Annotated in this window: 18 protein-coding genes; 10 read left to right on the plus strand and 8 right to left on the minus strand. The window is 33.9% G+C overall.

The genetic code is table 11. The features are described 5' to 3' along the window. Positions 1-40: 40 nt before the first annotated feature. From pgl to gndA, 3 genes are read right to left on the minus strand one after another with little or no spacing between them, the layout of a single operon-like run. On the minus strand, positions 41-754 hold the full coding sequence (gene pgl, locus IRZ99_RS03465; protein WP_194655936.1) for a 6-phosphogluconolactonase: 714 nt from the start codon (positions 752-754) through the stop codon (positions 41-43). Further along, the gene (gene zwf / locus IRZ99_RS03470; RefSeq protein WP_194655937.1) at positions 738-2,270 is read right to left on the minus strand and encodes a glucose-6-phosphate dehydrogenase; all 1,533 of its coding nucleotides are present in this window, start codon (positions 2,268-2,270) and stop codon (positions 738-740) included. Before zwf ends, pgl begins: the two co-directional genes overlap by 17 nt. Positions 2,271-2,296: 26 nt before the next feature. Next, the gene (gndA, locus tag IRZ99_RS03475) at positions 2,297-3,706 is read right to left on the minus strand and encodes an NADP-dependent phosphogluconate dehydrogenase (protein WP_194655938.1); all 1,410 of its coding nucleotides are present in this window, start codon (positions 3,704-3,706) and stop codon (positions 2,297-2,299) included. A gap of 459 nt (positions 3,707-4,165) precedes the next feature. Between gndA and IRZ99_RS03480 the strand changes: the two genes are divergently transcribed. After that, on the plus strand, positions 4,166-4,606 hold the full coding sequence (locus tag IRZ99_RS03480; RefSeq protein WP_228519004.1) for a putative quinol monooxygenase: 441 nt from the start codon (positions 4,166-4,168) through the stop codon (positions 4,604-4,606). Positions 4,607-4,642: 36 nt separating this feature from the next. Here the strand turns inward: IRZ99_RS03480 and IRZ99_RS03485 are convergent, their stop codons facing one another. Next, the gene (locus IRZ99_RS03485) at positions 4,643-5,119 is read right to left on the minus strand and encodes a hypothetical protein (RefSeq protein WP_194655939.1); all 477 of its coding nucleotides are present in this window, start codon (positions 5,117-5,119) and stop codon (positions 4,643-4,645) included. 408 nt (positions 5,120-5,527) lie between these two features. Between IRZ99_RS03485 and IRZ99_RS03490 the strand changes: the two genes are divergently transcribed. The 7 genes from IRZ99_RS03490 (at position 5,528) to IRZ99_RS03520 (ending at position 11,889) form a co-directional block, all read left to right on the plus strand. Beyond that, on the plus strand, positions 5,528-6,292 hold the full coding sequence (locus tag IRZ99_RS03490) for a polysaccharide lyase (protein ID WP_370527652.1): 765 nt from the start codon (positions 5,528-5,530) through the stop codon (positions 6,290-6,292). Positions 6,293-6,613: 321 nt separating this feature from the next. Next, complete coding sequence (locus IRZ99_RS03495) at positions 6,614-7,795, plus strand: MFS transporter (protein WP_194655941.1); 1,182 nt, start codon at positions 6,614-6,616, stop codon at positions 7,793-7,795. A gap of 150 nt (positions 7,796-7,945) precedes the next feature. After that, positions 7,946-8,734, plus strand: coding sequence for an SDR family oxidoreductase (locus IRZ99_RS03500; RefSeq protein ID WP_194655942.1), 789 nt, complete (start codon positions 7,946-7,948; stop codon positions 8,732-8,734). 228 nt (positions 8,735-8,962) lie between these two features. Next, positions 8,963-9,769, plus strand: a complete 807-nt coding sequence (locus IRZ99_RS03505; protein ID WP_194655943.1) for a phytanoyl-CoA dioxygenase family protein — start codon at positions 8,963-8,965, stop codon at positions 9,767-9,769. Between the two features lie 147 nt (positions 9,770-9,916). Continuing rightward, on the plus strand, positions 9,917-10,603 hold the full coding sequence (locus IRZ99_RS03510) for a CDP-alcohol phosphatidyltransferase family protein (RefSeq protein ID WP_194655944.1): 687 nt from the start codon (positions 9,917-9,919) through the stop codon (positions 10,601-10,603). 1 nt (position 10,604) lies between these two features. Beyond that, positions 10,605-11,036 (plus strand): GtrA family protein, encoded by a 432-nt coding sequence (locus tag IRZ99_RS03515; protein ID WP_194655945.1) that lies wholly within the window; start codon positions 10,605-10,607, stop codon positions 11,034-11,036. Positions 11,037-11,310: 274 nt separating this feature from the next. Next, positions 11,311-11,889: a DUF4833 domain-containing protein gene (locus tag IRZ99_RS03520; protein ID WP_194655946.1), complete on the plus strand. Its 579-nt coding sequence runs from the start codon at positions 11,311-11,313 to the stop codon at positions 11,887-11,889. Between the two features lie 98 nt (positions 11,890-11,987). Here the strand turns inward: IRZ99_RS03520 and IRZ99_RS03525 are convergent, their stop codons facing one another. After that, positions 11,988-12,407 carry a hypothetical protein gene (locus IRZ99_RS03525; RefSeq protein WP_194655947.1) on the minus strand — a complete coding sequence of 140 codons (420 nt, stop codon included), beginning with the start codon at positions 12,405-12,407 and terminating at the stop codon, positions 11,988-11,990. Positions 12,408-12,839: 432 nt separating this feature from the next. On the opposite strand from IRZ99_RS03525, the gene IRZ99_RS03530 reads away from it, so the two are divergent. Next, a complete protein-coding gene (locus tag IRZ99_RS03530; RefSeq protein ID WP_194655948.1) occupies positions 12,840-13,439 on the plus strand; it encodes a murein L,D-transpeptidase catalytic domain-containing protein in 600 nt (199 codons plus the stop codon). 175 nt (positions 13,440-13,614) lie between these two features. On the opposite strand, the gene IRZ99_RS03535 is transcribed toward IRZ99_RS03530, so the two are convergent. Next, positions 13,615-13,836 carry a hypothetical protein gene (locus tag IRZ99_RS03535; RefSeq protein WP_194655949.1) on the minus strand — a complete coding sequence of 74 codons (222 nt, stop codon included), beginning with the start codon at positions 13,834-13,836 and terminating at the stop codon, positions 13,615-13,617. 254 nt (positions 13,837-14,090) lie between these two features. Between IRZ99_RS03535 and IRZ99_RS03540 the strand changes: the two genes are divergently transcribed. After that, a complete protein-coding gene (locus IRZ99_RS03540) occupies positions 14,091-14,573 on the plus strand; it encodes an energy transducer TonB (RefSeq protein WP_194655950.1) in 483 nt (160 codons plus the stop codon). 216 nt (positions 14,574-14,789) lie between these two features. Here IRZ99_RS03540 and IRZ99_RS03545 read toward each other — a convergent pair whose 3' ends face one another. After that, positions 14,790-15,578: a 4'-phosphopantetheinyl transferase superfamily protein gene (locus IRZ99_RS03545; RefSeq protein ID WP_194655951.1), complete on the minus strand. Its 789-nt coding sequence runs from the start codon at positions 15,576-15,578 to the stop codon at positions 14,790-14,792. Further along, on the minus strand, positions 15,565-19,578 hold the full coding sequence (locus IRZ99_RS03550; protein WP_194655952.1) for a non-ribosomal peptide synthetase: 4,014 nt from the start codon (positions 19,576-19,578) through the stop codon (positions 15,565-15,567). Before IRZ99_RS03550 ends, IRZ99_RS03545 begins: the two co-directional genes overlap by 14 nt. Positions 19,579-19,593 lie beyond the last annotated feature (15 nt).

Here is a 19,593-nt window from a genome sequence, read left to right on the forward strand (position 1 = left end):
ATACTTTGAAATATAAACTGGTTATAAAATAATATTCTAGTTAGTTACCAGTTGCGCTTTTATCTACAAGAAATAATAATTCTCCTGAAACAGGCTTAATCAACTGCATCGGGTAAAGTGAAGGATTGTATTCTCCTTTTGTTACTTCTTTCAATGCAGGCGCTTTTTTCTCTCCAAAAGCTACTACAATGATTTTTTCTGCCTTATTGATTAATGGTGCCGTAAGTGTGATACGGTGCATTTTTTGAGGTTCAAGATAATAGGCCGCAACCCATTTGTTTTGTTCTTCCAAAACTGCCTGACCGGGAAAAAGGGAAGCGGTGTGTCCGTCATCGCCCATTCCTAATAAGATAAGGTCAAATTTTCCTTCGTCACCTAAAACCTTTCTAATTGACTGTTCGTAAGTAATAGCAAAATCTTCAGGCGTAACTTCATCTTTGTACATCTCAAAAATATTTTCTGATGGAATAGCAACGTGGCTTAATAAGGTAGCGTAAGACATTTTGGCATTACTTAAGTCGTCATTAAGAGGAACCCAACGTTCATCTCCCCAGAAAATAAAAACTTTACTCCAGTCTATTTTAGTTTTGTAAGTGTCAGAAGCTAATAATTTGTAAATACCGGCAGGAGAGGAGCCTCCTGTAAGTACGGCTGTAAATTGGCCTTTTTCAGCTATTGCTTTTTGCGCTGCTGCTACAAAAAGGTCTGCTGCTTTAGTATTAATTTCTTCTGTCGTATTATATATCTGTATCATCTTCTAAAAATTCTTCTTTTGTTTGTGTGTTTGGAATCCATTTGTGTCCCTGACGCGCCAATAGTTCGTCAGCTTCTTCAGGTCCCCAGCTTCCTGCTTTGTAATTTGGAAAATTAACAGGCACTGTATCTTTCCATACTTGTTGAATCGTATCGATAGCATCCCAGGCTTGTTCTACCTGATCCCAACGCATGAATAACGTAGGATCTCCTGCCAATGCATCTGCGATAAGCGTTTCATAAGCTTCCGGCGACATTGTAGAGCAGGCGAAATAATCAAAGATCATTTCAGCTGGTCTCAATGAAAGTGACAGACCTGGTTTCTTGGTCATAAACTGCAGTTTAATGTCCATTGCAGGCTGAATATTGATAATAAGCCTGTTTGGCGTCATCCCTTCTTTTCCATAAGAAAATGAGGAATGTGGAACTGGCTTAAACTGTATAATAATAGAAGATTGTTTTTCTTCCATTCTTTTTCCGGTACGTAAGTAAAACGGAATTCCCTGCCATCTCCAGTTGTCCAGATAAATTTTCATGGCTACGTAGGTTTCTGTAATAGAATCCGGCGCAATTCCTTTATCCTGACGGTATCCGGGAACAGGATTTCCTTTTATTGCACCAGCATCATATTGTCCTCTGACAACGTAATGATCCACTTCCTCCGGTTTGATACGACGAATAGATTTTAGTACATCTGCTTTACGGTTTCGAATGTCATCTGCCTGTAATGAAGCCGGAGCTTCCATAGCGGTCATACAAAGAATTTGAAGCAAATGGTTCTGGATCATATCTTTTAAGGCACCAACTCCTTCATAAAAACCACCGCGTTCTTCAACGCCTACCTCTTCTGCTACTGTAATTTGAACAAAGTCGATGAAGTTTCGGCTCCATAAAGGTTCAAACATTGAATTTCCAAAACGGAAAGCCAAAATGTTCTGAACGGTTTCTTTCCCTAAATAATGATCGATTCTGTAAATCTGTTCTTCTTTGAAAGTCTGCGAAAGCATTTCATTTAGAGCAATTGCAGAAGTTTTATCATAACCAAAAGGCTTTTCAATAATAATACGATCTTGCTTTGGATTAGCAGCAAGGCCAATTTTCTTAATATTACTTGAAATTGTAGTGATGAAAGAAGGCGTAATCGAAAGATAAAAAAGACGATTGGCACGTTCTCCAAAACTTTCATCAATAGCATTTATTTTTTCATTCAAACTTTTATAAGACGCTTCTTTGTCTATATCAAGGCTATGATAGCTTATGTGAGAAAGGAATTTTTGAGTTTCCGGATCCAAAGTATCTTTCTTTCTTGAAAAGATATTTAGGTTTTCCTGCACATAGCCTCTGAACTCTTCATCGCTTTTTTCAGCTCTTCCAAGTGCGATAATCTCAAATTTCTTTGACATTCGACCATCAAGGTAGAGATTTTGAAATGCGGGAAATAGTTTTCTTTTTGCCAGGTCTCCCGTTCCCCCAAAAATGACAATAATGGTTGGATTTATATTTTTGAACTTACTCATTTGTGTGTTGTGTTGCTTATAGTTCCTTATTCAGACCATTGGGTGTGAAAAACACCTGTTGTATCGATTCTTTCGTAAGTGTGAGCGCCAAAATAATCGCGCTGCGCCTGAATTAGGTTTGTTGGTAGATTTTCAGATCTGTAGGCGTCAAAATAAGCCAGTGAATTCATTAGTCCCGCTACAGGTAATCCTTTTTGAACAGCAAATTGAATCACTGATCTCATTCCTGCCTGGTTTTTGGTTAATTTTGAAGCGATTCCAGCATCTAAAAGCAAGTTTGGTAAATCTGTTTTTGCAACATATGCTTTTCTGAAATCTTCTAAAATGTTAGCACGAATAATACAGCCACCGCGCCATATTTTGGCAACAGTTTCTAAGTTTAATCCGTAATTGTATTCTTTAGATGCAGTATGTAATTGTGCTAATCCTTGTGCGTAAGTCACGACAATAGATAAGTATAAAGCCGATTTTAATGCCGCAATTGCCTCGCTTGTATTTACATCAGGTGACGGAGCGTTCCACACTAGTTTTTTGGCAGCTTCAATTCTTTCCGGTTTCGTTTTAGACATATCGCGCATAAAAACGGCGGCATCAATAGTTGGAATCGGCACTTGCAAATCCATTGCGTTTTGCGAAGTCCATTTCCCTGTTCCTTTAGATTTTGCCCAATCCGAAATTTTATTGATTAGTCTGCTTCCGTCTTCGTCTTTTTGTTTCAGAATGTTTCCAGTAATTTCGATCAAATATGATTTAAGATCGTGGGTTTGGTTCCATTCTTCAAAAGTTTTCTGAATAGTATCTTCATCTAGATTATAACCTCTTTTCATAAGGTCATAAATTTCAGAAATAAGTTGCATGATTCCGTATTCGATTCCGTTATGAACCATTTTTACATAGTTACCCGCAGATCCATTTCCTAAATATTCTACACAAGGTTCGCCATCTACTTTTGCTGCAATAGCTTCAAATATAGGACGAAGTCTCTCGTATGCTTTCTGATCACCACCTGGCATCATAGCAGGGCCGAATCTCGCACCTTTTTCACCTCCTGAAATTCCCATTCCAAAGAAGTGGATTCCTTTTTCAGATAATTCCAAAAATCTTCTGTCTGTATCGGTAAAAAAAGTATTACCACCATCAATTATAATATCTCCCTTGTCTAAATGTGGAAGTAAACTTGCTATTGCGCTGTCAACAGGCTTTCCTGCAGGAACCAGTAACATAATAGCTCTTGGCTGTTGAATAAGTTCTACAAAATGTTTAACATCTGTTGTTGCTTCAATGGTATCATTAGGACCGGCTTCTTGTTGAAGAGAATTAACTTTTTCGGTATCTAAATCTAAACCTGCTGCTGCAAAGTTATGGCTCGCTATATTCAAAAGTAAATTACGCCCCATTACACCTAATCCTACAATTCCAAAATCAAATTTGCTCATAGTTTTCAATTAACTAAAATTATTATAAAATGTTTTTCTGAAAAAAGGAGTAGAAAAAATAGTAATTCTTTTTCGTTCAGTTCTTTGCAGAAAAAACAAAGTTTGGCTCAATCTTAAATTTTAAGATCTACCGCGCTAAGTTAGAGAAAAATGATGAAACATTGCGTGATTATTAGCCCACTTTAAGAACTATTATGTTACTTTTTTATGTGTGAAAAACACATTTAGCACCTCATAATACTGTTGTTTGTTTATGAATTATTAGTCTTTGAAGTAAAACGTAAAAAATACTTCAATGACATCTTAAAAGCGATTAAACAAGAATTAGGGACGAAATAATCCTAAAATTGAATACCATAATGTAAAAACAAAAGGGAAGGAAGCGAGAAAATAATGCTAAAAATGCCTTATATTAGGCATTTCAAATAAACAAACGTAATAATTAAATTGAATTTGCATATGGAAAAGTTTATCCTCAGCCTTAAAAACAGATTTTCAAAAAGTAATTTTTTGCATTTAATGATTATGGCTATAATTTTTACTTCTAATTCTATCTCAGCGCAAAAAAAAGACATGATGATTCGCATTTCAGAAATTGAAATTTATCCTGAATATTTATTGCAATATAAAGCAATATTAAAAGAAGAGTCAGCAGCATCCGTAAAGCTAGAGCCTGGAGTTTTAGCAATCTTCCCGATGTATCAAAAGAAGGACTCTACCCAAATTAGAATATTAGAAATGTATAAAGATAATGATGCCTATCAATCCCATTTAAAAACACCTCATTTTCTAAAATATAAAACAAGCACGCTTAAAATGGTTAAGTCATTAAAACTGATTGATATGGATACAATTGATCCAGAATCAATGAAAATGTTGTTTAGGAAAATGAATGATTAATTATCTTAATTACAAGTTCTAGGTAATTTATTACTTCTAATTCTCAAGTTGCACTTTGAATTTACCAAAATAAGGTTCATCAGCCATTAAGGAATGTCCGATAACTAAAATATGATCTCCTTTTTGTTTTAAATCGATTTTCAAATCCATTCCAAAAGGCCCGTCTGAGGAGTTATCCGGAAAAATGATTTGATTGAAACGGATATTTCCTTTTCCGCCGGCTGGAAAAATCAGTCCTTTTAATTCGCCTGAATTTTCATTTTTAAATTTTATATATACTTTAGAATGAATAGAATCTAAAGAACCTTCAGCTATATAGAGATTTTTTTCATTCTTATAGACCATAAAAATTGTGTCGCCTATTTGTTTGTTTTCTTCTTTTACTGGTTTGCTTTCCTCTTTAGTTTTCTCTATTGGAATTGAATCTGAAGCCTCAGTAGTGGTTTCCTTATTTTCTTTTTGTTGACAGGAAAAAAAGAAAATTGATATGAGAAATATTAAGAAATTTTTCATGACGTATCTTTATTTAATTATCTCAAAATTAATTCTTTTTAAAAGATCTTCCTTATATAATAACATTTAGATGTTGTAAAATTTGGAAGAAATGTCCGGCTTCACGAAAGAATTTGTAACAATTCTGATAAAATTTCTTTGTTACAGTAATAATTGATTCTATTTAATTTTTTGCACTTTTTTAACGATATAATATTTAAAATCTAAAATAGATAAAAAATATAACACGTCGGACTTTTGTGTACGTAAAAACGTACTTTAAATTCTCCTTTGAGAATCGTTATTTACCAACTTTACAGCGTTAATTACGATCCCATAATAATTGTAGATGTGATTGGTAATAAACTAACTATTTAATTATTAATCATTAACCTTTTAAAAATGAAAAAATTATTAAAATTAACAAGTGTGCTATTTGTTGTAGCATTAGTATTTAATTCCTGTGAAAAGGAACAAGATTTATATGTCCCACAAGCTGTTAACAAAGAAGTATCCAAAAGTGGTGTGAACGATGTGTCTCAAAGCGCTAAGGACGCCGCTCCATTGGCCACTGCTGCTGGAGGCGGTGCCGGAGCAAGAACGATTACATTAAAGACAAATACGCTATCGTGTGGGGGTGGTTTGTGTACATCTTTTGGAGTTTGGTCAGAAGGAGTGTACACCGTTTGGTTCCAGATGAAATTTAATTCGGGATTTTATTGGAGCAGAGGTGGTAAATGCGGATATGGTATACTGATTGGTGATCAAAATACGGGTGGCGATCCAGGATGGGACGGCAATGGTGGTAGCGCCAGATTTATGTGGTATTGTCCAAATGGATCAAATAGCGCCAAAGGTAGCGGAGCCTATCTCCAACCTTACGTATATTATAAAGATCAGCCTGGTCAATTTGGCAATGATTTTGGAAAAAAGTATTACATACAAGAGGGTGTGACTTATAATTGTCAGATTTCTGTTAAGTTAAATACTGGGACAAATACTAACGGCTATGTCAAATATTATGTTAATGGGACGGAGTTATTAAATCAAACAATTCGCTGGGTAACCAACGATTCAAAACGAAATGTTAATGCAGTAAGTCTTCATACTTTCCGTGGCGGAAGCCAGGAATACTGGAAAGCTCCAGTAACTAGTTCTATTTATTATGCCAGTGCAGCTTGGGATGCACAATAATATTTGAACCTTAAAACAATCTGACTGAAATAAATAAAATCACAGCGTGATGTTGTTAAGTTGAGTACGTTTCGGATTCATTTACGATTAGTAATATACAAAAAGCGTTAAACTGAATAGTTTAACGCTTTTTAATTAAAAAATTATAACAGTATCTCAAATTTAATCCCTTATTCGGGAAGCTGGTTATATAATAACTATTTTTATTTTGCTGCATACAAACCTGAAAGTAAGTGAGTAAGCTGATAAATTTGGATGAAAAAGGATATAATTAACTATTTCATCAAAACGAGTATATTTGGCTGTTTTAAAAATTCCAGAATGTCACAAAACAAAAAGTCTATTTACACGCTCCAGTTTATTTTGCTCTGCCTGAGTTCTCTTTTATTTTCTTCCAGCTTTAACATGATTATACCAGAGCTTCCCAGTTATTTGAGCGGTTTGGGAGGAGCCGAATATAAAGGCCTTATTATTTCATTATTTACACTTACAGCTGCGATATCACGTCCGTTTAGCGGAAAACTGACAGATCGATGGGGACGTGTGCCTGTTATGGCTGTAGGATCTGTTGTTTGCTTAATTTGCGGTTTTTTATATCCAGTTTTAAGTTCAGTTTCTGGTTTTCTTCTCTTAAGATTGGTTCATGGTTTCTCAACAGGATTTAAGCCAACTGCAACTTCTGCCTATGTAGCTGATATTATTCCACAGGAGCGATGGGGAGAAGCATTGGGTATGCATGGATTATGTTTTAGTATTGGAGGAGCTTTAGGGCCGGCGGTAGGAAGCTTAATTGTAAATGCCTTTGGAATTGATGCTATGTTTTACAGCTCTTCATTTCTTGCTTTTTTATCTATAGTTATAGTAATGAATATGAAAGAAACTTTAGCAACAAAAGAAAAACTCCATAAATCTATGTTTTATATCAGCCGTACTGATATTATAGATATTGGAGCACTTCCTGCGGGAATAATAACTTTTTTCTCTTATACCGCATTTGGATTAATACTTACTTTAATTCCGGACTGGAGCGAACATTTGGGTGCAGAAAATAAAGGAATATTTTTTACTTCTTTTACAGCAGCATCAGTTTTGGTGCGGTTTGTTGCGGGAAAAGTTTCTGACCGCTACGGTCGAACGAGTGTTATTCTCGTCGGACTGGTAGTAACAGCCTTTTCGTTATTCGTCATAAGTGAAAGTACAAATGTTACGGCACTATTAATAGGCGCAGCGATTTACGGAATGGGTACAGGTACATTGTCTCCTGCAATAAATGCATGGACAATAGATCTCAGCAGTCCACAACATCGCGGGAAAGCCATTGCAACAATGTACATTTCTATGGAATTAGGAATTGGCCTTGGAGCATTGATAGGAGGTAGTTATTATAGTGATATAATTGAGCGTATACCGCTTATCATGAAAATAGATATCTTCATACTATGCGTTGGTATTCTATATCTTTTATACTGGAAGAGATTAAATAAAAAATTAAAATTGGTATAGATAGGGTATTATAAAATAAGTAATTAGAGTTGGATAATAAGATAGAGTCAATAAGTCCCAGAGGATAGGAGAGAAGTGGGTAACCATAATACACGTTGCACACCCAACAGTTTACAATTAATCTTTATATTTGATTATTAAATTAATAAAATGAGCGAAAAAACGAAACCTTATGCCTTAATAACTGGTGCCAGCAAAGGTATTGGAAAATCTATTGCTTATGAACTGGCTAAACAGGGTTATCCGCTATTGCTTGTTGCAAGGAGTGAAGTTGAATTAAAAACACTATCTGATGAGCTGAAGGTTAAATACGGCATAAATGCCCCTTTTTTATCGATTGATCTTTCGATAAATGGTGCAGCGCTAAAAGTAACCGATTGGATAAAAAGCAATAACTATTCCATTGGCTTTTTAGTTAACAATGCCGGTTATGGTGTGTGGGGCGATTTTAGTAAGTCTTCATTAACTGATCAGCTTGGCATGATGCAGCTTAACATGAATTTAGTGGTAGAACTTTCATATTTATTAATACCCATACTTTTACAAGAAAAACAAGCCTACATTTTAAATATATCGAGTACTGCTGCCTACCAGGCTGTACCTACGCTGGCTGTTTATTCAGCCACAAAGGCTTTTGTTTTATCGTTTACCCGTGCCTTGCGTTTTGAACTTGCCCAAACTTCAATTTCAGTAACCTGTTTTAGTCCGGGTCCGGTTGATACTGGTTTTGCCGCGAGAGCGGGTGTAAACCCTCTTAATAAAATGGCTGAAAAGTTTAATATGCAGCCTGATGAAGTTGCAAAAATGGCCGTTAAAGCTACGTTCAACAAAAAATCAGAAGTTATTCCGGGTTTTACCAATATCATTTCGGTTTATGCCAATCGTGTACTGCCAAAGGCTTTTATCGAAAAAACCGCAGCTGGAATTTATAAAATTTAATTTTTAGGAAAAAAAATTTAAAAAAAATCTTTGCAAAAAGATAAATTATATTACATTTGTTTAAATATCTACTAATTCTATAGAGTATGTCTAATAAAAGAAATATGTTTAATTTTACTAAGGTCAAATGCACGAAAATATTCGAATGCGAATGTGCTGTTGTTGCTGTTGCTAATCACTTAGAGAAAATTAAAACACTATTATTTCATTTATTAAATCATATATCACATGGTATCTTCTTATAAAACTTTTACCCTTACTGAGCAATTAACTGCTGAGCAAATCAACTTTTTTAACGAACATGGCTTCATCCATTTCAAAAAATTTATAAATCCGGTAACGGTTTCATCCATCATTGATGCGTCAAAACAAGTGGAGCAAAAATGGATTGACAATGACCTTCAAAAAGTAAATGGTGTTCCCATTAAATACGGAAAAGATTTAGATGGTTCTCCTATTGTACAGCGTTTTGCTTTTATCAATCAGCATCATCAAACCTTAAGCGGTCTTCTACTTGATCCAAGATTTAATAGTTTATTGCCACTGGCAGGCGAGGGCTCAAGATTAGGTACTGAAGAAAAAGACGGAATGGTTTTTAATCATTATATCAATGGGCCGGAAAGTAAGTTTACTAAAATGGGATGGCATACAGATGGTTTGAGAGATATTTTTTATGGTGGAAAATTAAATCCAATGCTAAATGTAGGTATTCACTTAAGCACTTTACAACCCGAAAACGGCGGCCTTAAAATCATTCCGGGTACGCATAAGCAAAGTGTTTATCAAATGCTTTTTCGCAAAAAGTACTTTTTAGACAATAAACCCGATCCACAGGAAGTTGCTATAAATCCGGAAGCCGGAGATTTAACCATTCACGATGGCCGTTTGTGGCACAGAGTGGCAGAATCTTCTATCCGTGGTGAAGAAAGCAGAAGAAGGGTTATTTATGTTCCAATTATAGCTGGAAAATATGCTCCTAAGGATGAGAACAGTCCGACGGTTTTCTATCAACGTTTTGCAGGTATTGTTAAATAATTATGCTGATTGTCCTCGCATTTAGTTATCTGGTTAGATCAGGTAAGCTAAAAAGAACCACGGATTTTTTAAAAAATACGCAAAGAAAAATAAAATATTATAAACTAAAATTGGCTTACTCTCAGGCTTAGTAATATTGTTTTATTAATGGGAAAAGAAACTCAGGTTGAAGGTTTTAGTGCAATTGCACAAAGAACGTTTTCAGACCGTCAGCGCACTAATATTTTAAAAAAAGCAGAACAGTTAACCATTGTATTTTTGCTTCCAAAAGTACCTAAATTCATTACTCCAAACATACTCACTTTATTGGGTACTTTGGGTTCTGGACTTGTTTTTTTAGCTTTTGTTTTAGGCGCTTATGTAGGCAATTGGTATTTGCTTTTGGGCATTATCGGATTGGCTATAAATTGGTTAGGCGATTCTTTAGATGGAAGATTGGCTTATTATAGAAACATTCCACGTCGTTGGTATGGTTTTGCACTCGATATTATTGCCGATTGGATTGGTATTGTACTTATAGGCTTTGGCTACTACATTTATGCCGAAAATGGCACACAAATAGTAGCCTTTGCTTTTGTCGCCTTGTATGGCTGGTCTATTATCATCAGCCAGTTGCGCTACAAAATTACCAATGAATACAGTATAGATTCCGGTTTTGTTGGCCCAACAGAACTTCGGTTTATTATTGCATTCATTTTAATTATCGAAGTTTTATTTCAGGGATCAATTACCTATTTGGCTGGTTTAATCACTATAATATTGCTTATAATTAATAGCATAGACAGCTTAAAGCTTTTAAGGCTGGGCGATTTAAAAGATAAAAACCAAGACTGATATGTTCAGTAAAAAATCCATTTTCACTTTTCTACAAGCACAAGTTGCAGCATTTTTAGGAGGCCTTACCGATTATGGTTTGATGATTTTATTGACAGAAGTATTCAAACTGCATTTTACCTTTTCTATTCTAATCTCCGGAACCGTTGGTGCCGTTATCAATTTTAGCATCAATAGATTTTGGGTATTTAAAAATCAATCTGGTTATGTTAGTCCCATTAACAGTCAGCTTTTTAAATTCGCGTTGGTGGTTTTGGGAAGCATTTCCTTAAAATCATTTGGTACGCTTATTTTGCAAAAAACATTTCAAATCGATTATAGAATCGGAAGATTAATTATCGATAGTTTTGTTTCTTATGGCTTTAATTATCCACTGATAAAATATTGGGTATTTAAGGTTAACGAAAAAGAGAATGTAGTGGAATCAAATTAATTCGTGTAGTTAAAAAAAAAGTAATTTAACACATAGTCCTGACGCTTCTGGCAATGTCATTAAGTTAAGCTTTTAGAAAATAAAATTAATCTCGCAAAGGCGCTAAGACGCAAAGTTTAAACACAATATTGTCATTTCGACGCAGGAGAAATCTTCGCGAGAAGCTCGACAAAGATTGGAGTTGCTTACGGAGATTTACTTCGTCTGTTCGCTATAGCTCGAGTCCCCTGCGTCGAAACAGTGACATCCAACACGCCATATAAAAATTCCATTTATGAATAAATTCCCATTTAACTATTTTACAAAATCACTAATCGTTATAACGATCTTAGTAAATATAATTTCTGGAAATCTATCGGCCCAATCCAAAAATCCATCGCCATTACATTTTCCAACACCTAAAAACATTGATAATATGCTGTTTTACGTTCAGCGAGACCCCAATACAAACACTGCTATTTACGCCCTAAACTACCAGGAAAACGGAAAAATAAGCAAAAGCAATCCTATAAAAGCCTATTGGATTCGCTATGCTGAGAAAGGAGAAAAAGCAGATTTCAATTATATACAACGAAAATTTGCCTACGGAATAGAAAGTAAATCCTTAAATAATGAGGAGTTTGAGCTTCAATTTGTATCATATAAAAAGTTACCCTTAACCTTGAAAAAGGTAGATTCAGACCAAAAGTATCATGTTTTTGTAAGTGTAAATCAGAAAAAAATTCAGGTAGAAAAAATATTTGTGCGCATTGAAGGCGGTTCTTTTTGGTTACCCAATGTAAAGTATGCCGAAGTTACCGGAATCGATGTTTCTTCAAATAAAACAATTACGGAAAGAATGTTATTGAAATGAGATGACTATATACTTGATGTGCCAAAGTTTAACCTTTCAAATTTGATACTTTTACAAACCGACCAAGTAAAATCAGCCGGTTTGTATTTGTCAAGATTTTATTTTATGTTTTGTATACAAGCGGATTTACCATTCACCATTACATCAACCAGCCCTAAATTTTCATTAAAAGTTGTTCTTACATAACTGCCCTTAACTAGAACAACAGCACCATAAATTTTTCCACTTTTTTCTGACACAAAATTAAATACTACCCTTTTGTTATCAGGACTAATACTCAGTTCGTAACTGGTAAATTCTGTGTTTTTTATAGCAAATTCCTGTTTGGTGTCAATTATTTTATCACCGACGTAAAAATTGACCACCTTATCACTTAAGCTTATATCAGGATAATATTCATTTACTTTTTTTAGCAAATCATATTGTGCCGCGCTTGCATTCTCACTTTTTGATGTAATGTTTTGTGAAAATGAAGCTATTGAAAACATAAAACCTAGAATTAAAATGTACTTTTTCATAATGTTGATTTTTAATTTTTAGAAAAAACAGGTTTAAATTATGAAGCAATTTACGAATATTAATTTTATAAATAACTATATTACAGATTGTTATGATTTATTGCGATGATGTGAAAAATGTTATCGCTTATCGCTCTTATTTACAAAAGACTAATACCCAAAAATAGTCCCGATCACCCTCGCTCTCCGAAGTCTTTTTCATGAAAAGCTGTGCAATCCCGAAGGCCTTCGGGATTGACTTTTGCATTTTTTTGCTTCTTAGAAATTATTAATTTTATAAAATTCAGTAAATCAGTTATTTATAAAATATTTAACAGAGTAAACAGGGGAATTATATAAAATATCTACATATTTTTGCAACATCAGAAAATGAAAGTTTAAGTTTTACAGTTTCCCAAATCTCAATTTACTTAATTCAATTTTGTACAGCGTATGAAAATATTTTTTATGGTTTTGTTTGTTTCTCTGAGTTCCTTTTCCACTTACAATGCAACGGATAAAAAAGAAGCATTATCGGAGCTCGAGTATGTAAGGCTTGCTGATCACGTTAGCGAGATCAAATCGGTATTAACCAATAATGGCCGTTATAATACTAAGATTGCATTTTTGGTAGACATGAAAATTAAATCGGGCAAGAACCGTTTTTTTGTTTACGATCTTCAAAATAACAAAATATTAGACCAGGGTCTTGTAGCCCATGGCAGTGGGTCGGAGACCGGAATAAGAGGAGAATTGAAATTCAGCAATACTCCCAATTCAAATTGCACTTCCCTTGGCAGATATTCGATTGAGAAATCCTATACAGGTATTTTCGGAAAAGCCTACAGACTTAACGGACTGGATGATTCCAACAGCAATGCCTTAAAAAGAGCTGTAGTGCTGCACCAGTATTCGGCTGTACCCTACGAGGAGCAGGATTATTATATCAGCAATAGCCACGGCTGCCCAATGGTAAACGAAATGTTTTTTAAAAGGCTGGAGAAAATTATCGACAGTTCTAATTCAAAAATTATGCTTTATGTTTATTATTAATTATAAAGCAAATGGACGAAGTATTAATATAGTGCTCTGAAGTTTTAATCTATCACGTTTGAAAGGTGTCATCAAAAACAAGACAATAAAAAAAACCTATTTTATTATAAAATAGGTTTTTTTATTTTTTATAAGTAGTGAACATGTTGTTCCGAATTTCACGAAGCTTAACTTATTAATTCATAACCATTTCAGTATCCTCTTTGTTTATAGTAGGCAGTGAATCTTCAGTAGGTTCGTCCCAATGTCCCCAGTCTCCCTTATATGGAGTGCGGTAGGCTACATCACACTTATTTTCACCGTAAGCCATAACCTGATAAGGACATTTTTTAATTTTCTGAGTTTGAATAGTTAAGTTTTCCATGGCAGCTTTTATTTTTCGTAAAGGTAGTAGCAACTTAAATCTGTTTGTTATACTTTAAAGGTTACTCGTTACGTAATTCCCATTAGTGTATTAAATTTCAGTGAACTATGACCCAATTAAAAAAAGATTTTATGCAAGATTTAGAGAAATAGTTTCATTAAGAATTGAGCAGTGCAGAAATTTACTTTAAAGATTTTGTTTTCTTGATACTGTAATGGAATAAATGTTGTTTTTTTACTTTTCTAAAAGAGTTGAAATACAAAAGTCTCTCCATTAAATGAAAAACTATGATAAGAAATTTTTTAGTAGCCACTAATTTTTTACTGTTATTTAGTTGTCAAAACAATAATGTTTCGGTAGTGGCTGAACCTACAACTAAAAATATCGAAAAGACTGTACCTCAAAAAACAATAAAATCGGAAAAGCCTCACGATAATAAGCCAGAAGATACTAAAGTTTATAATGCATCTGAGGTAGAAGCTTTGCCTAAATTTCCAGGAGGTATAGAAAAGTTGCATGTTTTTTTAAAGAAGAATTACGTTATTCCGGAAGAATTAACTGAAGATGAAGCTTCAAGAGGCGGAGTTTTTGTAAATATAAAAATTGAAAAAGATGGCAGTTTGTCTGAAATAAAAATTCTTCGAGATATTGGTTATGGTTCAGGTGAAGAATTAGAAAGGGTTTTAAAATTATCCCCAAACTGGATTCCGGCACTCAAAGATGGAAATCCGGTAAGATGTTTGTACAGTATACCTTATTATGTTCAGTGATTAATTTGATAGTAAATAGTCAACACCATAAACACAATAACTATATCTTTTGATTTGGTCAGCAAATGGCAATAAAAAAGGATTTCCCTCTATTTTTTCAAAAAAATCATAAAACATATTAAGATAACTATCAGCGTGATTAATGCAAACTTACTAACACCAAAATTTGAAAAGGAAAACATGTTTTATATAAAGCAGTTTTTCTAAACGGATAAATTATTTAATTGGAATCAGCTTCATTAAATCTGTCATAGTATTTGGTATGTTGTACATTTCTAAGTTATTATAAGATGATGACAAACCTTCAAAAGCTATAGCTCCCAAATAGTGATCCGAAAGATCAAAACTATACACCTGCCAGTTTTGAGTATTTTTAATTAGACTGAAGTCTACGCTATGATGTCCATCTAAACATGGAATATGTTTAAAATCTTCATCAATACCTTTTCCTAATGCTTTTACAAAAGATTCTTTGCGTGTCCATAAACTGTAAAAGGTTTTTTTTTTGTCAGTAGCATTTTGAATCGTTAACCTTTCGTTTTCATCAAAAATATCAGGAAGCAGATTTGTGAATTTAAAATCTTCAGACAGGTATTCAATATCTATTCCAACTTTTTTAAGTGAAATTGCAATTATAGCAAAGTTTTCGGAATGTGAGATATTGAAATGTAACCAAGGATGCGATGCTAAATATGGTTTTTTATTAAAATCATAATCAAGGTAAATATTTTTTACGGCTAATTTAGTATAGGCTCCTAAAATTATTTTTAAAATCGATCTGTAAGTAATAAATCGGTTTCTGTCTATTTCTTTGTAAAAGCGTTTTGCTTTTTTAATTTCTATTGAATTAAGGAACTTATACAAATCAGATTTTAAATCGATGAAGTCAGGTAAATAAATACAGTAAATAATTATATCATTAGTATTTAATGAGTATTCCTTACCAGAGAATAATTTAACGCTCTTGATATTTGAAAAAGAAATATAGAGCCTAGATGTTTTCATGTTTTTTATCTAAAATATCCTGAATTAGTCGTGCCAATACTCTATCATTTGGTGGTGCTACAATTTCTAAATGATTACCGGAGATATTATGAATTGTCACGCCCTTTAATGCCGCTTTTTTCCATCCTAAATGTGTAGGGTCTAATTTATAGTTAATATCATCTTTTGATCGAAATAAATCAACTTCAAAGTTTTGTGGTTTAAGGTGATAGCGATCAACAATTTTTTTAACTAAACTATCAGCTTCTATAAATTGTTTAAAGGCCAAAGCTTCTTGTTCACTCATCGTGTCGTTCTTACCAAAATGTCTTTTTAAGATATAATCTTTTTTTCCATTAAAGCGCATTTTAAAACCCTTCCAGCTCAATAACATTTCTTTTAGAAAGTCTAATCTTCTGTGCGTAATATCAAAGTATCTGACTAATTGTTTTCGTCTGTAACTTCCATAATAATAAGAAGAATCAACATAAGAGTCGAGTAGTGCCGTTAGGGTCACTGTTTTGCCTTGTTCTTTTAACTGACGCGTCATTTCGAAGGCAACAATGCCACCAAAAGAAAAACCTGCTAAGGCGTATGGTCCCTTTGGGTTTACTTTTATGATGGCATTTATGTAATGTGTTGCCATAGCTTCAATTGATTCATACCATCCATCAAAACCTTTCGGTTTTGTGCCCTGAATACCATAAATAGGTTGATCCTCATCAAAGTGTTTACTTAAATTGATAAAGTTTAAAACATTAAGTCCTGCTCCGTGTACGATAAAAAGTGGTACTTTGTTCCCATCAGGTTTTATTGGGACTAAGCATTCTGCATAAATTTCGGTTCCTGTGTTTAGTAGCTTAGCAAATTTTTCTACTGTTGAATATTTGAATAAAGCAGACAACGGAATTCGCTTGCCAGTGTGTCTCTCTATTTCAATCATAACTTTTACTCCCTTGATTGAATGTCCTCCCATCTCGAAGAAATCGCTAAAAATATCGATGTTCTGTATGTTTAAGCTTTCTTTCCAAATAGCTGCAACTATATTTTCTTCCTCTGTTCGGGGAGCAGTATATTTAGCTTTTTTATTTACTTTATAATTGGATAATGCTTTACGGTCTATTTTGCCATTAAGCGTTGTTGGCATTTTATCTATTAAATTAAAATTATGTGGAATTAATTGTGACGGTAATTTTGATGCCAAAGCTTCGCGCCATATAGGTATCAGATTTTCGCTACTTTCTTCACTGGAATGAGGTACAATATGTGCTACAAGAAAATTTTCGTCAGCTAATACAACGGCATATTTTATACCATCAAGTAATAGTAGTGCTTGTTCTACTTCTCCTGGTTCGATACGATGTCCTCTAATTTTAACTTGTTGATCGAGACGCCCTAAGCATTCTATTTCGTTGTTTGGAAGTATTTTTCCTAAATCACCTGTACGATAAATTATATCGTTTTTGCCGGCAGAAAATTTATTTTTAATAAATTTTTCCGATGTAAGTTCTGGTCTTTTCCAGTAGCCTTTTGCAACACCGTCGCCACCTATTACAATTTCCCCAATCTTTCCTGGTGCGGCAAGTTGTCCTTGCTCGTCAATGATGTAAAATTGTGTATTTGCAATAGGTTTTCCAATTGTTATTGCTGTATCATCAGTACTTATTTGTTTTACAGATGACCAAATGGTAGTTTCGGTTGGACCATAAACATTCCAAAGCGTATGGCATTTACTTACAAGCTCTTTGGCGAGATCTTCGGGCATAGCTTCACCACCGCATAAAGCTTTAAGCGGTAAAGGTTCAGACCAACCAGAGTCTAAAAGCATTGACCATGTTGTGGGAGTCGCTTGCAGAAAATTGATGTTTCCTTTTTTTATTAATTCAAGTAAAAGTCTTCCATCTCTAGCTGTTTCGTGGTCTGCTATTATTAATGTTGCGCCTTTAATAAGTGGCAAATACAATTCTAATCCTGCAATATCAAAGGAGATAGTGGTGATAGATAATACCCTGTCATTTTCGTTAATACCAGGTTCTAAGGCCATACTCAAAAGAAAGTTAACCAAATTTTTATGTGTGATAGGAACTCCTTTTGGGTTGCCGGTTGATCCGGATGTATACAGTATATAAGCAACATTATTGGAACTTACGGTAAAAGCAAGCGGTAAAGAAGAATATTGGTTTAATAAATCAATAGCATCTTCTATAAAAATAGTATGCGACCAAGACGGTAAGGATGCAAATAAAGTTTTACTGGTTATTAACATCTTTGCATCAGAATCATTAAGCATAAACTCTAAACGTTCTTTTGGATATTCGGGATCCAATGGTATATAAGCCGCGCCGCATTGTAAAACGGCTAATAAAGTGTAAAGCAGTTCCGGGCTTCGTGAAAAAGAAACAGCAATAAAATCACCAGATTGTATTCCCTGCGCTTTTAAATAATGTGCTAACTGGTTCACTTTTTCATGTAACTCGGTGTAAGTAGTTTTTGAATCATGAAATTCTAAGGCTGTATTCTGAGGTGTAATTTCTGCTTGTTTTTTAAGTAACTCTGTCAAAGTTACATTTGGATATGGCATTTCAGTACTATTCAGAATGTCGTAATCTGCTAAATAATTGCCTCCGAGTAAATCTGATAAAGGATTGTCTGAACCTGATATTAGTTTATGCATTATCTCTTCAAATGAAAGCATCATTTGAGTTATTTTTTCTGGTTTGAATAATGTAGTATTATAGGTCCATTGAAATATAGGTCCATTTTTAGATTTAAAAATATGAAGCTGAATTTCGAAGGTTCCATATTCTCTCGGATTCAGGTTTAAATCGTGAGCAAGACCCTTAAATGAAAATTCATTTTCGATAGTCCGACTCAAATCAACTGTTAGTATAACCGGAACTAACGGAATTCTTGAAGGGTCTCTGCGAATTGCAAAACTCTTAAGAAGATGACCAAAACTAACTTGTTGATGTTCATATGCATCAAACAACTGAGAATTTCTTTGCTTTAGATAGTCTAAAAAGCTAATGTCAGGATTAATTTTACTTCGTAACGGAAGTAAATTAACACAATCTCCAATCAGCTGTCGCATATCATACAATGTATTTCCTGAGGAAGGGAATCCTACTACCAAATCGTGCTGACCAGTAATTTTACATAAAAAGACCTCAAAGGCTGCTAGCATTGTCGTCACCAAACTACAACCGGCATTTATTCCTATATTTTTTAGTGAGGTTATTATTTTATCATCTAAAGGAAAATCCAGGCGAGCACTATTATATGTTCGTAATAAAGGTCTTTCATAATCTAATGGTAGTTCAATTGTTGGAACCGATTCTTTATAGATATTTAGCCAAAAATCTTCTAAATTTTGATATTCAGTACTTTCCATAAAAGAATTTATTTTTTCGGCAAAATCACTGAATCGCTCTGGAGCTGGAAGTTCCGGTACTGTATTTTCAATATACGCTGAATAAATTGTGCCGAGTTCTTCTAACATTATATCGATACTGAGTCCGTCACCTATAATATGGTGAATTGTAAGGGTGACTAAATATTCAAAATCGTCGACATTAATTACGCTAACTCTGAACAGAGGACCATTGACAAGATCAAATACAGTATTAACTTCTTCCTTGATTGCACTATCTATATATTTTCCTTTTTCAATAGCGGTTAGGTTAGAAAAATTATTGTAAGATATTTTAATATCACCTCCGGTATAAATGCACATAAAGTGTCCGTCTGGACTGAAAGAAGCTCTAAGTCCTTCATGACGTTGTATTAAAGTTTTTAGTGCTTGCTCAAATGTATCTATAACTAAATTACCCTTAAATTGAATCGAAACTGATAAGTTATATGCTTTATTGGCATCACTACTTCCAAAAATACAATCTGACCATATTTCCTGTTGAGAATTTGTTGAATAGATTACTCTTTCAATCTCAGGTGAAAATGGAAAAAATTGAATTTCATTTTTAGTTTGAATTTGGGGTTGAGGTTTGTTTTTCATTACTATCATAATTCTATTTTTAAA

The sequence above is a fragment of the Flavobacterium sp. LC2016-12 genome, assembly GCF_015351595.1.
Lineage (GTDB): Bacteria > Bacteroidota > Bacteroidia > Flavobacteriales > Flavobacteriaceae > Flavobacterium.

What these genes read in the sequence shown, in the direction of transcription:
- pgl (WP_194655936.1), bottom strand. Translation starts at nt 754, where the DNA reads ATGATACAGATATATAATACGACAGAAGAAATTAATACTAAAGCAGCA.
- zwf (WP_194655937.1), bottom strand. Translation starts at nt 2,270, where the DNA reads ATGAGTAAGTTCAAAAATATAAATCCAACCATTATTGTCATTTTTGGG.
- gndA (WP_194655938.1), bottom strand. Translation starts at nt 3,706, where the DNA reads ATGAGCAAATTTGATTTTGGAATTGTAGGATTAGGTGTAATGGGGCGT.
- IRZ99_RS03480 (WP_228519004.1), top strand. Translation starts at nt 4,166, where the DNA reads ATGGAAAAGTTTATCCTCAGCCTTAAAAACAGATTTTCAAAAAGTAAT.
- IRZ99_RS03485 (WP_194655939.1), bottom strand. Translation starts at nt 5,119, where the DNA reads ATGAAAAATTTCTTAATATTTCTCATATCAATTTTCTTTTTTTCCTGT.
- IRZ99_RS03495 (WP_194655941.1), top strand. Translation starts at nt 6,614, where the DNA reads ATGTCACAAAACAAAAAGTCTATTTACACGCTCCAGTTTATTTTGCTC.
- IRZ99_RS03500 (WP_194655942.1), top strand. Translation starts at nt 7,946, where the DNA reads ATGAGCGAAAAAACGAAACCTTATGCCTTAATAACTGGTGCCAGCAAA.
- IRZ99_RS03505 (WP_194655943.1), top strand. Translation starts at nt 8,963, where the DNA reads ATGGTATCTTCTTATAAAACTTTTACCCTTACTGAGCAATTAACTGCT.
- IRZ99_RS03510 (WP_194655944.1), top strand. Translation starts at nt 9,917, where the DNA reads ATGGGAAAAGAAACTCAGGTTGAAGGTTTTAGTGCAATTGCACAAAGA.
- IRZ99_RS03515 (WP_194655945.1), top strand. Translation starts at nt 10,605, where the DNA reads ATGTTCAGTAAAAAATCCATTTTCACTTTTCTACAAGCACAAGTTGCA.
- IRZ99_RS03520 (WP_194655946.1), top strand. Translation starts at nt 11,311, where the DNA reads ATGAATAAATTCCCATTTAACTATTTTACAAAATCACTAATCGTTATA.
- IRZ99_RS03525 (WP_194655947.1), bottom strand. Translation starts at nt 12,407, where the DNA reads ATGAAAAAGTACATTTTAATTCTAGGTTTTATGTTTTCAATAGCTTCA.
- IRZ99_RS03530 (WP_194655948.1), top strand. Translation starts at nt 12,840, where the DNA reads ATGAAAATATTTTTTATGGTTTTGTTTGTTTCTCTGAGTTCCTTTTCC.
- IRZ99_RS03540 (WP_194655950.1), top strand. Translation starts at nt 14,091, where the DNA reads ATGATAAGAAATTTTTTAGTAGCCACTAATTTTTTACTGTTATTTAGT.
- IRZ99_RS03545 (WP_194655951.1), bottom strand. Translation starts at nt 15,578, where the DNA reads ATGAAAACATCTAGGCTCTATATTTCTTTTTCAAATATCAAGAGCGTT.
- IRZ99_RS03550 (WP_194655952.1), bottom strand. Translation starts at nt 19,578, where the DNA reads ATGATAGTAATGAAAAACAAACCTCAACCCCAAATTCAAACTAAAAAT.